The organism is Acinetobacter sp. SFB (genome assembly GCF_001647545.1).
GTDB lineage: Bacteria > Pseudomonadota > Gammaproteobacteria > Pseudomonadales > Moraxellaceae > Acinetobacter.
In genome coordinates this window covers 133,209-146,340 of the sequence record NZ_LSZH01000013.1, presented here as the reverse complement: position 1 = coordinate 146,340, position 13,132 = coordinate 133,209, and the positions used below count along the sequence as shown (strand labels likewise).

At 36.9% G+C, this 13,132-nt stretch carries 21 protein-coding genes and 1 tRNA gene; 6 read left to right on the top strand and 16 right to left on the bottom strand.

Annotated features, from left to right (window positions below; translation table 11 throughout):
- Positions 1-8: 8 nt before the first annotated feature.
- Positions 9-84 (top strand) — tRNA-Arg (locus AY606_RS10095).
- An 83-nt stretch (positions 85-167) separates the two neighbouring features.
- Here AY606_RS10095 and AY606_RS10090 read toward each other — a convergent pair.
- The 11 genes from AY606_RS10090 to AY606_RS10040 form a co-directional block, all read right to left on the bottom strand.
- Positions 168-434: a hypothetical protein gene (locus tag AY606_RS10090; RefSeq protein WP_067867821.1), complete on the bottom strand. Its 267-nt coding sequence runs from the start codon at positions 432-434 to the stop codon at positions 168-170.
- The gene (locus AY606_RS10085) at positions 431-715 is read right to left on the bottom strand and encodes a hypothetical protein (RefSeq protein WP_067867818.1); all 285 of its coding nucleotides are present in this window, start codon (positions 713-715) and stop codon (positions 431-433) included. Before AY606_RS10085 ends, AY606_RS10090 begins: the two co-directional genes overlap by 4 nt.
- Positions 712-909: a hypothetical protein gene (locus AY606_RS10080; RefSeq protein WP_067867814.1), complete on the bottom strand. Its 198-nt coding sequence runs from the start codon at positions 907-909 to the stop codon at positions 712-714. The genes AY606_RS10085 and AY606_RS10080 overlap by 4 nt, the downstream gene beginning before the upstream one ends.
- Complete coding sequence (locus AY606_RS10075; protein WP_067867811.1) at positions 902-1,129, bottom strand: hypothetical protein; 228 nt, start codon at positions 1,127-1,129, stop codon at positions 902-904. Before AY606_RS10075 ends, AY606_RS10080 begins: the two co-directional genes overlap by 8 nt.
- On the bottom strand, positions 1,126-1,380 hold the full coding sequence (locus AY606_RS10070; protein ID WP_067867808.1) for a beta/alpha barrel domain-containing protein: 255 nt from the start codon (positions 1,378-1,380) through the stop codon (positions 1,126-1,128). Before AY606_RS10070 ends, AY606_RS10075 begins: the two co-directional genes overlap by 4 nt.
- Entirely contained in the window at positions 1,377-1,802 is a 426-nt protein-coding gene (locus AY606_RS10065) for a hypothetical protein (protein ID WP_067867805.1), read from the bottom strand. Before AY606_RS10065 ends, AY606_RS10070 begins: the two co-directional genes overlap by 4 nt.
- On the bottom strand, positions 1,802-2,188 hold the full coding sequence (locus AY606_RS10060) for a hypothetical protein (RefSeq protein ID WP_067867801.1): 387 nt from the start codon (positions 2,186-2,188) through the stop codon (positions 1,802-1,804). The genes AY606_RS10065 and AY606_RS10060 overlap by 1 nt, the downstream gene beginning before the upstream one ends.
- Positions 2,188-2,484, bottom strand: coding sequence for a hypothetical protein (locus tag AY606_RS10055; RefSeq protein ID WP_067867799.1), 297 nt, complete (start codon positions 2,482-2,484; stop codon positions 2,188-2,190). The genes AY606_RS10060 and AY606_RS10055 overlap by 1 nt, the downstream gene beginning before the upstream one ends.
- On the bottom strand, positions 2,485-3,171 hold the full coding sequence (locus AY606_RS10050) for a DUF1281 family ferredoxin-like fold protein (protein ID WP_067867796.1): 687 nt from the start codon (positions 3,169-3,171) through the stop codon (positions 2,485-2,487).
- 2 nt (positions 3,172-3,173) lie between these two features.
- Complete coding sequence (locus tag AY606_RS10045) at positions 3,174-3,521, bottom strand: hypothetical protein (protein WP_067867793.1); 348 nt, start codon at positions 3,519-3,521, stop codon at positions 3,174-3,176.
- Positions 3,522-3,601: 80 nt separating this feature from the next.
- Positions 3,602-4,021, bottom strand: coding sequence for a DUF2303 family protein (locus AY606_RS10040; protein WP_249409241.1), 420 nt, complete (start codon positions 4,019-4,021; stop codon positions 3,602-3,604).
- Between the two features lie 338 nt (positions 4,022-4,359).
- Between AY606_RS10040 and AY606_RS10035 the strand changes: the two genes are divergently transcribed.
- Together AY606_RS10035 and AY606_RS10030 are read left to right on the top strand one after the other, a co-directional pair.
- The gene (locus AY606_RS10035) at positions 4,360-5,037 is read left to right on the top strand and encodes a hypothetical protein (RefSeq protein WP_067867791.1); all 678 of its coding nucleotides are present in this window, start codon (positions 4,360-4,362) and stop codon (positions 5,035-5,037) included.
- A gap of 106 nt (positions 5,038-5,143) precedes the next feature.
- Complete coding sequence (locus tag AY606_RS10030; RefSeq protein ID WP_067867788.1) at positions 5,144-6,760, top strand: hypothetical protein; 1,617 nt, start codon at positions 5,144-5,146, stop codon at positions 6,758-6,760.
- A gap of 795 nt (positions 6,761-7,555) precedes the next feature.
- On the opposite strand, the gene AY606_RS16390 is transcribed toward AY606_RS10030, so the two are convergent.
- Positions 7,556-7,801, bottom strand: coding sequence for a hypothetical protein (locus AY606_RS16390; protein WP_067867785.1), 246 nt, complete (start codon positions 7,799-7,801; stop codon positions 7,556-7,558).
- Between the two features lie 545 nt (positions 7,802-8,346).
- Here AY606_RS16390 and AY606_RS15815 point away from each other — a divergent pair.
- Entirely contained in the window at positions 8,347-8,517 is a 171-nt protein-coding gene (locus AY606_RS15815) for an I78 family peptidase inhibitor (RefSeq protein WP_249409240.1), read from the top strand.
- A gap of 60 nt (positions 8,518-8,577) precedes the next feature.
- Positions 8,578-8,760: a hypothetical protein gene (locus tag AY606_RS10015; protein ID WP_067867782.1), complete on the top strand. Its 183-nt coding sequence runs from the start codon at positions 8,578-8,580 to the stop codon at positions 8,758-8,760.
- 167 nt (positions 8,761-8,927) lie between these two features.
- On the opposite strand, the gene AY606_RS10010 is transcribed toward AY606_RS10015, so the two are convergent.
- On the bottom strand, positions 8,928-9,473 hold the full coding sequence (locus AY606_RS10010; RefSeq protein WP_067867779.1) for a serine O-acetyltransferase: 546 nt from the start codon (positions 9,471-9,473) through the stop codon (positions 8,928-8,930).
- Positions 9,474-10,034: 561 nt separating this feature from the next.
- Between AY606_RS10010 and AY606_RS10005 the strand changes: the two genes are divergently transcribed.
- Positions 10,035-10,253: a hypothetical protein gene (locus AY606_RS10005; RefSeq protein ID WP_067868397.1), complete on the top strand. Its 219-nt coding sequence runs from the start codon at positions 10,035-10,037 to the stop codon at positions 10,251-10,253.
- Between the two features lie 175 nt (positions 10,254-10,428).
- On the opposite strand, the gene AY606_RS10000 is transcribed toward AY606_RS10005, so the two are convergent.
- The 3 genes from AY606_RS10000 to AY606_RS09990 form a co-directional block, all read right to left on the bottom strand.
- A complete protein-coding gene (locus AY606_RS10000; RefSeq protein WP_067867776.1) occupies positions 10,429-10,779 on the bottom strand; it encodes a hypothetical protein in 351 nt (116 codons plus the stop codon).
- 212 nt (positions 10,780-10,991) lie between these two features.
- Complete coding sequence (locus tag AY606_RS09995; protein WP_067867773.1) at positions 10,992-11,630, bottom strand: hypothetical protein; 639 nt, start codon at positions 11,628-11,630, stop codon at positions 10,992-10,994.
- Positions 11,631-11,718: 88 nt separating this feature from the next.
- The gene (locus AY606_RS09990) at positions 11,719-12,417 is read right to left on the bottom strand and encodes an exonuclease domain-containing protein (protein WP_067867770.1); all 699 of its coding nucleotides are present in this window, start codon (positions 12,415-12,417) and stop codon (positions 11,719-11,721) included.
- Positions 12,418-13,132: the final 715 nt, after the last annotated feature.

The following is a 13,132-nucleotide window of genomic DNA, read 5'->3' as shown; positions in this document are numbered from 1 at the left end:
GTGCACGCGCGCTCATAGCTCAACTGGATAGAGTACAGGTCTCCGAAGCCTGTGGCGTGGGTTCGAGTCCCGCTGAGCGCACCACAACATATTATAAAATCAATAACTTATATACACTTTGGCGTAATATTGGCGTAATCCATATTTTTTACCTAAGAAAAACCCCGCTATATTTTGCGGGGTCTGCCTTGAGTTTTCTTTAAATCTTCCGGTCTCTCACTCAACCAGTCAGATAATTTTTTTAGATTCCATCTTCGACCTTTTGTGGTTTCTGTGATGTATCTCGGTTTTGGGAATCCTTTTAAGCAAATAATGGAAGACTTGAAGTGCACACCACCATAACCCAAAAATTCTGCCGCCTGATCATCTGTCAACCAAATGTCTGAAGGTGGCAGGGCAACAATAAAGTTACCCATGTTCGCCATTGCTGTCACTGATTCACCTCCAATCTTTTAACTGCTTGACAACTTTCTACATCTGCGATGGCTTCACGCAGCCTTTCTGTTTCTGGATTTATCCAGCGCAAAATAGACTGACGTTGTAATTCCTTTTTGGCAGATTCAAGACCACCATGTTTTTCAACCAACTCATGACTTTCGACAAGGCAGTTGAGGTCGTCATAAAAACTATTGTGCCAATTTTCCGCATCCATAACATCTAAATGTATTTTAGATCGACTTAATCCATGCTTCTTAAAATATTCATTCGCTTTCATGACACCCCTCCAAAACTCACAACAAAAGGCAACTTCACATCAACGCCTTTCAATTCATTCCGTTCCACATAATCGTTAAAAACTTCATACGCCAATTCAGCTTCTTCACTATTCATTAAATAGCCTGTACCGCCAATTTTTCGGGCCGCTAAGGTTTCAATGAGGTCTTTGGCTTGTTCTAGTTTTTCAGTCATTGGTTGGCTCCTCAAAATCCGACAAAGTGAAACATTTAGGTAGGTACTCATCAGAGTCATGACCAAGACCAAAATCCCATTCAACATCCTCAAGAGCAGGAGCGGTCTCATATTCCTCTTTGTTCATCTTCTCTAAAGCTTCTTCATATGAGGACGCGATTACACTAAAAGTTTCTCGACCAGACACAGGCACATCAAAGTTGTATATTTTCTTAGTCATTGGTTGGCTCCTTTGCGAATTGATTCCCATGCTTTTGATATAGCGATAGTTAATCCGGGTGCACTGAATGCGGAGCCTCCCGATGTGCAAAGTCGTACGGAATTACCTCCACGGCCTTTGTTTCTTTCAGGAGCTATCGAAACATACCAATCCCCATTTGGGGCAGGGTAGATACAAAGAGCCATTCTTTCATCATCGTCAAAATCCCTGTCATCAGTTACATAGATGGCGATATTGTTATCAGCGTTCATCCCTTTTGCTCCTGTACTTCGATCATGGCTCTAACTGTGCTTAAAATAAAATCCAACTCAGTCTTGTATTTGCTCATGAGTGGATTGCCGCGTGTGATAGGTTCTATGATTGCCGCACTACCAACAATCTGCATGAGTTTGGATTTTTCAACCAAAACAAACCCTTCCGGCACTGCTTGGGCTTTTTTCCGGCTGAAATTAATAGCCTTTTTCCACATAGCCCAACCAGTATTCACACGATGCCAAATTTCAGTTGCGTCATTTTCGAAATCAAAATCTTTAATTACATAGTTACCTTGTTCCATATCGAAAACCACAAATTCAAAATGACTTGGCAGCCAATAAGCAGCTTCAAAGTCTGGCAATTGCTCAGCCCAAAATTCCTGTTTTTCTGCCAGTGTTGGCTTTTTTTGAATTTCCATCACGCCACCTCATAAAAGCGTTTAGCCTCATCAAAACTTGCTGTAATAAGTGGTGAGGAGCCTTTCTTGTAGCAATGCACAATTTCACCGTATTTAAATACCTGTTCAGCTTGCTGCATGTTGTTGCACTGGTACATGGGTTTTTTAAACCAGTCCTCTGTATAAAACATTTGCTTTTGATGATCTTCGGCTGTGCCTTCCCATTCTTGAACCTGAAAGTAATCATCAAATGATTCAATCATGAACTCATTACCTTCAGCCTTTGTCATTGCTCGATAGCGAACTAGGGCACGCTCAGCAATTTCCTTTGATGCAGCAGCTGACTGCTCATGAGGGCTATCACCTTCAGGGCAAATGCCAACGCACCATAATTTTTGAATATCCATCACGCTGCCACCTTCAACATTTTTGGTGCCTGAGCACGCAAAGAATCAATTAGTGATTTACCCACTTTCAAATACTGCTTAAGAAAAATGGCATAGCGTTTCTGTGCTGCAGCATTCATTTTTCCAGTGCCATCAATTTCAAGCGTTTCTTTATTTGCCATGCTGTAACGAACACATGCTGCATGTTTAATAAATTTAGCCTGGTAACCGCCGTTTAAAATCCAAGTTTCAAATGGTCCAGCAAGTTGGAAGTGAATATGCTTGGTGCCTTCAGGCTCAATATTTAGGTAATTCATTTAAAGATCCTCTTCATCATCATCTGAAGAGTCGTATCCTTTTAATTCTTTGCACAAAGCATCACAGTCTTCTTTTACGGAATCTCTAAATTCTTTCAAGATTCCATCTTTATAAGTTTTTATGAACCAGAAGTTATGGCCTTCATCAAAAGCTTTAACGGTGCAGGTGAGATTGAATTTAGCAATCCAAGCTTCTAGAACAGGAACAGGAGAATTCCACGCCGTATCGAATGTCACTTGATTTTCAGAAACAGTAATATCATATGCATTCCACTTGGTACCCCAATTTTGAGGAGACCATTCGTACCAAGTGTGACAATTATGACTATCAACATTAGAGACAACCTTTTTGCCAATTTCTAATAGTTGCTCTTTAGTTTTATGGCCTTGATCCAAGCATCTTTTAGCACTTTCAATAGCACGTTCAACTTGTTCAGCTTTAGAGCTAAAATATTCTTCTTTGTAGTACTTCTCGATTTGATCCGCCGTGATTGGCTTCGTTAAGCCGTCAGTCAGGCAATATGCTAAAGCTGCATCTGTAGTGGTACCAGACTCAATATTTAAGCTTTCAGGCATTGGGATGATTTGATTAAAATCAAATTCAAGATCACTACCTTTCATGAAATTCAAAGCTTCTTGTGCATTAGCTGATGCGATTTCAATTTTATTGGTTACATGGTTTGGCATGGTTATTTACCCCCCACAATCGCAGCATTAATTTTTTCTATTTCATAACGATCGACATATGCATTAACTGTTACGTCATCACGAACAACATTAAGGATGTCCAAGAATTCAACTGAGCCATCATCAAGCTTGTATTCAACATAAATATTGTTGTCACCGCCTTGAACGTGAGCAACGCAATACTCATTGCATGACTTGCTTTTCACCACGTACGAATTGCTTGTGATGACTTCTTGAGGCTGTTCTTGTTCAATTGAAGTTTTGGCAGGTTGTGATGCGTAGATCACTGACATTAGTGCGATAGCGACCAATGCTCCACATGCCTTGATTAGATTTGTTTTTAGATTCATAATTACCCCTGTAAGCTTGCAAGTGTTTACGCCAAGCCCTTTCGGATGTGGAGTCAGAAAGGGCTTTTTAATGTCTAAAATTAAGCTGCAAATGTTCCGATACGAACTGGATTTTCAGGAAGTAAATCGACTACTTTTTCTTTGAATTCCTGAATAATTTCATTGCAAAGCAATTCTTCTTTGACGATCTGGAGTGAGAACACAGGCTTGTCATCATTTGTATTAATGATTAGGCGTAAAACGATAAGGCGTTCATCTAGACCCAAATAAGCAGAGTCATAAATTTTGAAGTAAGCAGGGGTGAATTCTTCTTTAGAGCGCGCTTCAACTGTGTCAAAAACAGAACGGCTTTCTGATAGGTTGCCAACCGAGTTATCCACAGTGACCGATGTATTGATTTTCATATTACGAATTGCCGCTAATGCTTGAGCACCAGAAATCAGATTGCTATCAGCATCGGTAATTTCTAATACGCTTAACCAAGACGACGAAATCCTCATCGAGATCAGCATCGCGCTCGGTAAGACGTACAGCGAAGTCGCAGACCTCTCGTACAGAGAAATTAAAAAGTACACCGCCTATATCCGAAAATACGGAAGCCTTAACATTGGAAGAAGATTCGAACAAGAACTAGCGAGGATCCATCAATCAATCTTGACACTTAAAGGTGTTAAGAATGTGAAATTACATGATTTGATGACTCATGAAGAGAAGCCAGTAGAAAAAAACCTTGAAGATTATCTGGTTGAAAATTTCGGGAAATAAGACATCGATTTGGATTGGTTTCTTTTCACACTGAAAATTAGTATCTTGTGATTACTTATAAGAGACTATTCGCATGAAAAAATTATTAATTGTCGGGTTAGTGGGCTTTGGTTTATTAGGGTGTGCAACCCCCAAATATAACTACCTAGCAACCCCACAGAATATAAGCAAACCACCATTAAATTCGGTAAATACTGCATATGTAGGCGATAAAATGCTAGAACAAGGTGTTTTTCTTGAGAAAGAGGCACTATATGTTCCAGAAACAACCAAATATAGCGGTTATACATTTAATGAAGGTTATTACCTAAAGACTGGGGATGATGCAAAAGGAAGTTATTTTCAAGCTATAAATACGATCCCTAGTGGCGGAAATCTGCAAAAGAATTTTATTGTCGATCCGTTCAAGGCAGTAATGTTCGATAGTAGTAATGAAATATGCATTATCACTGTCTTAAACGCAAAAGCTTGCACTGATAAACATAACGCCAAATTAACCAAAATAGGTGTTGCCGCTGATAATTTTTTTCAACAAACCTTAATCTACAGCGGTCGAGTAGGAAATAAGATAAACATTGGTTATAGAGAATTTTCTAGCAATCTAGCAAGACCTGCTTTTAACAATGATGTTGAATATGATCTTAGCGAATCTAAGCAAATTGGGTACAAGGGGGCTTTGTTGGAAGTAATGAAAGCAACAAATCAAGATATAACTTACAAAGTTTTAAAAAATTTCAATAAAGTAGATTAAAGATTACTTTAAGGATTAATTCTCCAGTAAGAATCCGCCTGTAGAGGATTTTAATATTTAAATACCGACCGCCGAAAGGCGGTTTTTTATTGCCTGAGGAAAAGTTATGGCTGCAAATTCATTAGGGCGCTTAACGCTCGATCTTGTTGCAAAAATCGGTGAGTTTGTCGGCCCAATGAGTCAGGCAGAACGAAAAGCGAGAGATGCAAATAAAGGCATTGCAGACAGTTTTAATGTCGCAAGCGTAGCTGCAAAAGCTTTTGGTGCGGTAGTTGCTGGTGCTTCTGTTGCAGGGGTTGCTGCCTTTGTGGATCAAACTATTACTGCGGGCAATGAGGTTAAGAAATTCTCTCAATTGGCAAATGCTAGCCTGAGTCAGTTTCAGTACTATGCAAAAGGTGCTGAAACTGCAGGTCTTAGCATGGAATCTTTTGCAGATAAAATGAAGGACATGCAAGACCGCATTGGTGACTTTCAACAAACTGGTGGCGGGCCATTGGCTGACTTTTTTAAAAATATTGCACCTTTAGTCGGGGTAACAATCCAACAGTTTCAAAAGTTATCAGGACCTGAAGCACTCCAATTATTCTATGATTCACTTGTAAAAGTTGGTTCTACTCAGAATGATATTAAGTTCTATATGGAGCAAATCATATCTGACTCATCCTTATTGATTCCCTTGCTTGAAAATGGTGGCGCAGGATTTAAAAAATGGGGTGAGGCTGCAAAAGACGCTGGCGCAATCATGTCGGATTCTATGGTTAGCCAACTTGCTCTGGCGAAAGAGAATTTACAAATGCTTGATCTTCAGTGGCAAGGTTTTCAGGCAACTCTAGTCAATAATGTAATGCCTGTCGTTCAGTCTGTATCTGATAATTTTGACACAATTAAGGCTGTGACAATGGCTTTAGGTGCAGCAATAGCAACCAAACTCGTTATTCAAATGGGTATGCTTAGTCTGGAATTTGTAAAGGGTGTAATTGAGGGTATCCGCTACCAGATGACATTGGCTGCAATGGCAGGGCAAACCATAACTTTAACCACTGCTACAGTGGGATTAAAAACTGCAATGCTTGGGTTGGTTGGTGGCCCAGGTGGATTGGCTGTCTTGGCGATCCAAGCGATTGCAGCAGGCGCTGCTTTTTTATATATGAAAAACAAGAGTGATGATGTCAAACCATCGCTTGATAGTCAGAATATTTCTATACAAGAATTAACGTCAAGTTATGAAAAGCTTAATGATTCAGCAAAACGTACTCAAATGCGATTTGAAAATACCAAGTTATCTGAGCTTGGTAATGAATATGATGATGCTAAAAGCAAGTTAATTTCTTATGTGATAGCAATGGGCCGTTTTGATGACTCAAGTGATAGCGCTATTCAGACAGCAAATAAATTGGCGATGCAGTACAAACAAGGAGATATTACCGCTGAACAACTTGCTTCAAGAATTAATGCATTAACTGGTGCATCAGCTGAATCCAAAGAAAAAATTGATGCTCAAGCTGCGGCAGTCGGAAAAGCTAAAACAGCGATGAGCGATCAAGAGAAAGTTGTTAAGTCACTATCTGAAAAAAATTCTGAAATTGCAAAGTCTCACGACAAAGTTGCAGCGAGTGTTAATGCTCAGGCTCAAGCGTACCTTTCTTTATGCAGGAAAGTGACTATCAGATTGGGAGTGATGTCTCGCCTTAAAATGAAATCGAAACCGAAAATTGACTAGTACTGTGCCTATTCAGTGGCAATCAAAGTAGGGAGTAACTATGAACCACAGCATAGGATTTCTGTGGTGATTAATTCAAAATCAGATTGGTTGTGAATTAAATGTGATATTTATCAAAAAATTACGAAATAAACTGATTGATTGAATAGCAAATATGGAGTAATTTTTCCATTAGGTTAGATGAGGTTATAGATCATCTAACTGAGCGAAACGATTGACACTCGGAAAGACGAGAAGCACTAAAAATGCTTACAGAAATGTGAGCATTTTTAGTGCCCGAGAAATGTTTTTTGTGTAAGCAATATCGGGGCTCCTATGGCGGTTTTCTTTATTCCTGGTGGTTTGTAATGAATGCCGCCTCCAGATATAACAACAAAAGCTCGGTCACGGATCAGGCTTTTTTAATGCCTAAAATTCTACTTCCCTCGAATTTGATGGGTTTGAAATCATATCGGTAACATTGAAAATGTATTGTAATTACAATTGATTAAGTTATTAATTGTTTTAATATTTGATATATTATGTCAGTGCATATCATGTGATTAGTATACAAAATAGATAGCAGAAACTAGCTGTAGTTTCTGACCTCCCAAGGTCCTTAGTTTTTGCCCACATCATTTTCCTTGAGTGGGCATTTTTTTGCCAGGGGAAATGTTCTGCGTAAGCAATATCAGGGCACCTATACCGGTTTGTTTTAATTTTTCACAAAAAATTCACGAACAAGTATGCATGATTGCTGTTAGAAACAGCTGTAGTTTCTGAATGACCCTCCAAGGTCCTTAGTTTAAGCCCACATCAATCTACTGCTGAAGTGGGCTTTTTTTTGCCAGGAGAAAAGTATGCTCCAATTCTTCCGTAAATTATTTTGCCTTCATGCTTATGAATTTGATTACGATCCAGAGCATGGATATACACAAGAATGCCGTAAATGCGGTAAAGATGATTAATAATTCTCCAATTTGCCGGACGTATTACGGCATACAAAAGCCCCTCGCATTCTAGATGTTGAGGGGTTTTTCTTTTCTTATTGGTGGTACCCATGACAGACACAGTATAAACTAAAAAGGATTTGCAGTTCTGTTGTGACGAACTTGCGAAGTATCAAAATTTAATTCGAACTGGTTTACGACATAGTGAATTGGTAACTATGGATAACATTATGATTCGCTTCAAAGAGCAGATTAGGAATCTAAGGTTAAGTTTGAAAGTTTCTAATGATTATAGTTTATAATTTCAAACATTAATCGAAAAAGAGAAAATGCCTGAAATAATTAGGTAATAAACTTGTTCTGCAAATAAAAATGAAGCAGAAGTAAAGCTCAACCTGCTTAATCTGAGAGAGTTAATAGGATTTTTCAAAAGTTCAATATTTAAGAAGTGTATTAACATTGTTGATATAGCTAGGCTGGTATAAGCCGCCTTAGGTATGATCCTGCTTTTATATGTTAAAGATAGAAGTTTATGAAAATTATTTATAATTTATTCTTGCAGCAGTGACCTTGACTGCTTGTGCCGGCACTCCTGAAACAGAAGTAGTTCAAAATCCTTAGATTATGAAAAAATGCGTACCTCAGAATGCAGCAAAATTGGCACGTACCACATTATCGAGTGAAGCCGATATCAAATCAAAAACAAATTCTGAGGTTGTTAGACTGGTTGCGCCGGGTCAACCTATAACTAAAGACTATCATCCAGGACGAGTTACTGTAATTGCTGATCAACAAACCAAAACAATTCTTAAGGCATTTTGTGGTTAAAGATTTATAACCTATATCGTATAGAACCTCCTCCGCGAGGTTTTTTAATGATTGAAGATTATGGAAATTGACCGGTGCAAGGCTCTAACTGATAAAAAGCCAATTAAAATAAAATCTCGTACCAGACCACTGCCCAAAGCTGGTGAGAAATACTTAGAAGCCTTTGATCGCTTAAAAGAAATCCTTAATCGTATGGAAGTTAAGCATGAAGAATATTTCCATTTTAAAAGTACCAAGCACTAAGAAGGTGACTAGCATCCTATGCACTTTTTATTTTCATGGTATATATTAAGGTACATTTAAAATACCTAAATAAATTAACTATATAAAATAATATTTTAAAATATACTTCGTGTGCACGCTGAGCGCACCATATTTTTAAAAAAGAGGACAAAATGTCCTCTTTTTTATTACGTTGCTTTTCTAGCCCAGCGTCTGTTTACTGATTTTCCTGCATTATTATAATTAATTACTTTGGCATAGTTACCGACTGCAGTTGCATTTTCAGAAATATCTTTCGTTACCACACTACCTGCACCAATCGTAACATTATTGGCAATATGCACATTGCCTATCACGCATACATTGGGGCCAATATAAACATTGTCGCCAATGATGGCGGCTTGACTGCCACCATTCGCACCAATGGTCATATATTCTGATAGATTGACATTATTGCCAATAATTGTAGTTGGGTTAACCACAAGTGGCCCGCCATGCCCAATATAGAGTCCATAGCCTATTTTTGTGCTGCAATGAATGTCTATACCGTATTTTTTCTTTTTATAATAAAAAATTGGGTAAGCGAATTTTGCAAAAATGGATTGAGAGCCTGCCAGTCGTAGCCAAAAGCTGAAATTAAAGCCACGATTAAAAAAGTAATTTTTAATAAATGAACTGAATTTGGTGTTGCCACAGTATCGATATAAGTCACTCAGAATTAATTGAACTAACATTGCGCCAGACTCGTCAAAAATGCTGTGCTATTTTACGCGATTCAACTGATGAGTGATCTATAGGGGGGGAATGCAATCATCTACTAAAATTGAAAATTATCAATTGTATTTTTTATATACAATTATTTTAGAGTGTTAACCAGCCTTGCCAGAAAAATTGTATACGCTTATAGTAAATCTACAGTAGGTCGTAGATGACGCTACAAAGTAGTTGGACGGATCAATGACAGCTCGTTGAGTTTACAACCTGAGGGTTGAACAATAAATCAGCACTAGCCTTCCAACATAAAAGCCCGCAGAAATGCGGGCTTTCTTATTTTTATATTTTTTATATCAAAAAGATCATTTTGTGATTTTAATTTTAACGAGTTGAGGTTTACAGTGAAAAATGGATGCTGTTTTGAGTGATTTTTAACTTTTTGTCTGCATGATTTAAAATGAATGCTAGATATCTGATTATAAAAAATTACATTGCCAAGAAATCTAACATTTGCAAGTGCGATGTACGAAAGAACCTATGCTATAAAAAGATTCAATAAATCAGATATGAAGAGAAACTCTATGAATGAAATGATTGAGGTGAAGGTAAAAGACCAGTTTAGTAAAATACATGAAGTGTATGCGTTACTTCGAACTATTCCGGAGCATGCTGAGTCGAATAAATTATCAATATTTCAAAGAATTGAACATATTGTTGTAAATGGTGAAATTATTCTACCTAGTATTGAATTGCTTTTTGAGAGTTGCCATTCCGACAGTATTTATCGCATTGTCGAGTAATACACGTATGGTTAAATATCCAGTTGTTTTCAATTACCAATATTACAGATAAAAAACTCACTTACAGGGTGAGTTTTTTAATAACTTTAATTTAGTATCTCGACTCTCTTGAATCTTTAATTATCAATGATATGAAATAAAAAAAAGCCCATCGAAGTGAGCCAAGGACTAAAACTCATAATAAATTTACTTCGACATCATATTTATTAAATTCTTGCCTAATGCTTTGAATGACTTTAATCCCAATTTCATCATTACAGCTGAAGTGTTCATCTCTGCCTTGGGCGCTGTCATAACATTCGATCTGCTGAATCAACCAACGATTCTCAACTTCTGTTTCGTGAATGATGACTCGAACAGGTTGCAGGTTTTCACTGACTTGGCGCGGCAATATACTGGTAATTGCAAGTTGAATGTCTGCTAACTCATCTCTAGAATTTAAAAATGTCAGCACCCAATTGCCTACTTTTTTTAAGTACATCGGATTATCTGCTGGATTAAATTCTAAATAATGTAGAGACGTCATAATGAATTACCCCTCAAATACTTACTATATGAAGTTTTTACAGAGTAATCGCTATTGAGCAAAGGTCGTATTTAGAGGGTGTTTTTAGATTTTGCTGTCTACACCTGAGTTGTACTGATTTAAATCTCATTGTTTTATCGAAAGAAAAATTCAATGCAATGGGCTAGTTAAGATCTAAAATGAATCATGAAAAAGAAAAATCCTCTTAACTGTTATGAAGCATTTAACTTTTGTAGAGAAAAATTGATTTGTTTTAAACATTGATTCAATTCGTGGGCGGAAATACGACTTTCTTGTAATGTGGTAATCCACTGCATCTGACAAAGTTTTAAACTGCGTAAATCTTGGGTGTGTAGAATTCGATTCGTCAGTTGTTTTGCCATTAAGCCACAGTTTTGTTGGAGCAGATGTGCCATTAATTGTTTTACTTCTTCAAAATCTAGAGCATCGATAATAACTTCTATGATTTCATTCTGCGTTTCTATTGCCTGAGAATTGTGATAAATAATAGATGAAATAGAGGAGGGACCAGAAGTGGTGCTAATCACTGCAGCAAATTTTTCAGCAAGTGGTGGCGGTAGTTGAGTTGAAAGGCTGGTTTCAATTTCACTATTAACTATAGCTGAAGAAATTGGTGTTTGAGTTTGCTGTGGAAAATAAGCAATTAAGCCCATATCGAGCAATTGTTCGAGTAATTCTACGGGTGCAATACGTTTTTTAAATTGTTCACTAAGGAGATTAAAATCTTCTGTGCCAATCAGAAGTAACAGTCTACGTTGGCGAGCATTCAAATCCATTGAGCGCTGTTTTAAACTTTCAATGCCTAAGTCAGTTTTATGATATTGAGACATGCCTTAATTTACTCTCCAAAATAAATTAAGGCAGATTGTATACAGTAATAATGACAATAATATGTAAAAAATATTACAAATCAAAAGATTATAAGGCAACTATTTTTGCATTTTCGATTGCTTTACGTAAGTAAGGGTCTAGGTCTTCTTGACGAAGCAGCCATTGCATATAATCTGCAGGTAAATCGGTGATGGCAGTACCACGATGTTTACCAAAATTAATGCTACGTGGAATACGTGCATCTTCAGATGCTGCATAAAGTTCTTCAATACTTTGAATTTTTAAATGATGGATTTCATGCATTAAAATATTCGCGGTTAAAATAATATCCATATCTGCACGATGTGCTTTTTTAATCATATCACGGGCTTTTGCACTGCCTTTGGTAATCATATAAATCAGCGCAGAAATATTATGTGCTTCAGCATCTGGCCAGACTAAACGTGCAAGAGCAAGGGTACAAATGGCTTTAATATTTTTGCAATCTACGCCACACTTTTCAAGTGCGCGAATATCGTAATCAATGTTATGACCAATAATATAAGTGGTATCGCTTGGCAAGGTGAAAGTTTTATAGTGTGGCTGATCGATTAACTCAGACTCTAAAATATGATGCACCGCCATTGCCGCATAAGAAATGGGTTCATCTACACTATACAGTTGGTCAAAAATTTGGGTTTTGTCGAGGCTGAGTTTGCCCTCATTAATTTGAACAGGTGCATATGCAATCTCAATCGGCTGTCCATTTAAAGTATGGGTTTCTGTATCGAGAATAATTGCTTGCATGACCTGATCCATAACTGTAGCGAAAGTTTGAATAAATTTAACACTTTCAAATGCGCTGACACAAACCGAAAACAGTGACTTTAAGTGATTCTTTCTTATTTCTTTCTAGAGATGGTGTTTAAATCGTCTTATTTTAATTCACCTCCCGAAATTAGACCTTTAGATAGACATAAAGGCAGCCTATCTTCATGCTCCATTAATTTGATAGCTTAAGTAAGCACGGTATTGAAATATCGTACATTGCGTAGAATCGCAATCTAAAATAAGAAAATATTATTGTTTGATGGCGATTTCCTGATGGATAAAGGCTTGTTTAAACGGCCGTAAAATACATTTTGATGTTGGCTTAATTTATCGGTTTTAGGGCTTCAAATGTTTTTATTTAGATTATAGTTTTAGATAAAGTTTGAGAAAAATTTGTTCGTAATGAATCGGAAGAAATAGCGATACTCACTTATTAAATAAATTTTATTTTTTAATACTTGTTCAACTTAAATAAATAGAATTTAAGATGAATAATCTTATATTTCATCAAAAGTAAATTGTTGTATATTTGTAAGTGTAATGTAGGGAAGATATTAAAAATCAATTGCTTATATTGTGTAAAAAAATTATTCAATTTTATTGTGTTTATTTGATCTGAAATTACATTGTTTAAAATCAAGAATAAAGGTAATAATTCTTATCTTCATGATACTTAAATCATCACAACAAA

What these genes read in the sequence shown, in the direction of transcription:
- AY606_RS10085 (WP_067867818.1), bottom strand. Translation starts at nt 715, where the DNA reads ATGAAAGCGAATGAATATTTTAAGAAGCATGGATTAAGTCGATCTAAA.
- AY606_RS10080 (WP_067867814.1), bottom strand. Translation starts at nt 909, where the DNA reads ATGACTGAAAAACTAGAACAAGCCAAAGACCTCATTGAAACCTTAGCG.
- AY606_RS10075 (WP_067867811.1), bottom strand. Translation starts at nt 1,129, where the DNA reads ATGACTAAGAAAATATACAACTTTGATGTGCCTGTGTCTGGTCGAGAA.
- AY606_RS10070 (WP_067867808.1), bottom strand. Translation starts at nt 1,380, where the DNA reads ATGAACGCTGATAACAATATCGCCATCTATGTAACTGATGACAGGGAT.
- AY606_RS10065 (WP_067867805.1), bottom strand. Translation starts at nt 1,802, where the DNA reads ATGGAAATTCAAAAAAAGCCAACACTGGCAGAAAAACAGGAATTTTGG.
- AY606_RS10060 (WP_067867801.1), bottom strand. Translation starts at nt 2,188, where the DNA reads ATGGATATTCAAAAATTATGGTGCGTTGGCATTTGCCCTGAAGGTGAT.
- AY606_RS10055 (WP_067867799.1), bottom strand. Translation starts at nt 2,484, where the DNA reads ATGAATTACCTAAATATTGAGCCTGAAGGCACCAAGCATATTCACTTC.
- AY606_RS10050 (WP_067867796.1), bottom strand. Translation starts at nt 3,171, where the DNA reads ATGCCAAACCATGTAACCAATAAAATTGAAATCGCATCAGCTAATGCA.
- AY606_RS10045 (WP_067867793.1), bottom strand. Translation starts at nt 3,521, where the DNA reads ATGAATCTAAAAACAAATCTAATCAAGGCATGTGGAGCATTGGTCGCT.
- AY606_RS10040 (WP_249409241.1), bottom strand. Translation starts at nt 4,021, where the DNA reads ATGAGGATTTCGTCGTCTTGGTTAAGCGTATTAGAAATTACCGATGCT.
- AY606_RS10035 (WP_067867791.1), top strand. Translation starts at nt 4,360, where the DNA reads ATGAAAAAATTATTAATTGTCGGGTTAGTGGGCTTTGGTTTATTAGGG.
- AY606_RS10030 (WP_067867788.1), top strand. Translation starts at nt 5,144, where the DNA reads ATGGCTGCAAATTCATTAGGGCGCTTAACGCTCGATCTTGTTGCAAAA.
- AY606_RS16390 (WP_067867785.1), bottom strand. Translation starts at nt 7,801, where the DNA reads ATGGGTACCACCAATAAGAAAAGAAAAACCCCTCAACATCTAGAATGC.
- AY606_RS10015 (WP_067867782.1), top strand. Translation starts at nt 8,578, where the DNA reads ATGGAAATTGACCGGTGCAAGGCTCTAACTGATAAAAAGCCAATTAAA.
- AY606_RS10010 (WP_067867779.1), bottom strand. Translation starts at nt 9,473, where the DNA reads ATGTTAGTTCAATTAATTCTGAGTGACTTATATCGATACTGTGGCAAC.
- AY606_RS10005 (WP_067868397.1), top strand. Translation starts at nt 10,035, where the DNA reads ATGAATGAAATGATTGAGGTGAAGGTAAAAGACCAGTTTAGTAAAATA.
- AY606_RS10000 (WP_067867776.1), bottom strand. Translation starts at nt 10,779, where the DNA reads ATGACGTCTCTACATTATTTAGAATTTAATCCAGCAGATAATCCGATG.
- AY606_RS09995 (WP_067867773.1), bottom strand. Translation starts at nt 11,630, where the DNA reads ATGTCTCAATATCATAAAACTGACTTAGGCATTGAAAGTTTAAAACAG.
- AY606_RS09990 (WP_067867770.1), bottom strand. Translation starts at nt 12,417, where the DNA reads ATGCAAGCAATTATTCTCGATACAGAAACCCATACTTTAAATGGACAG.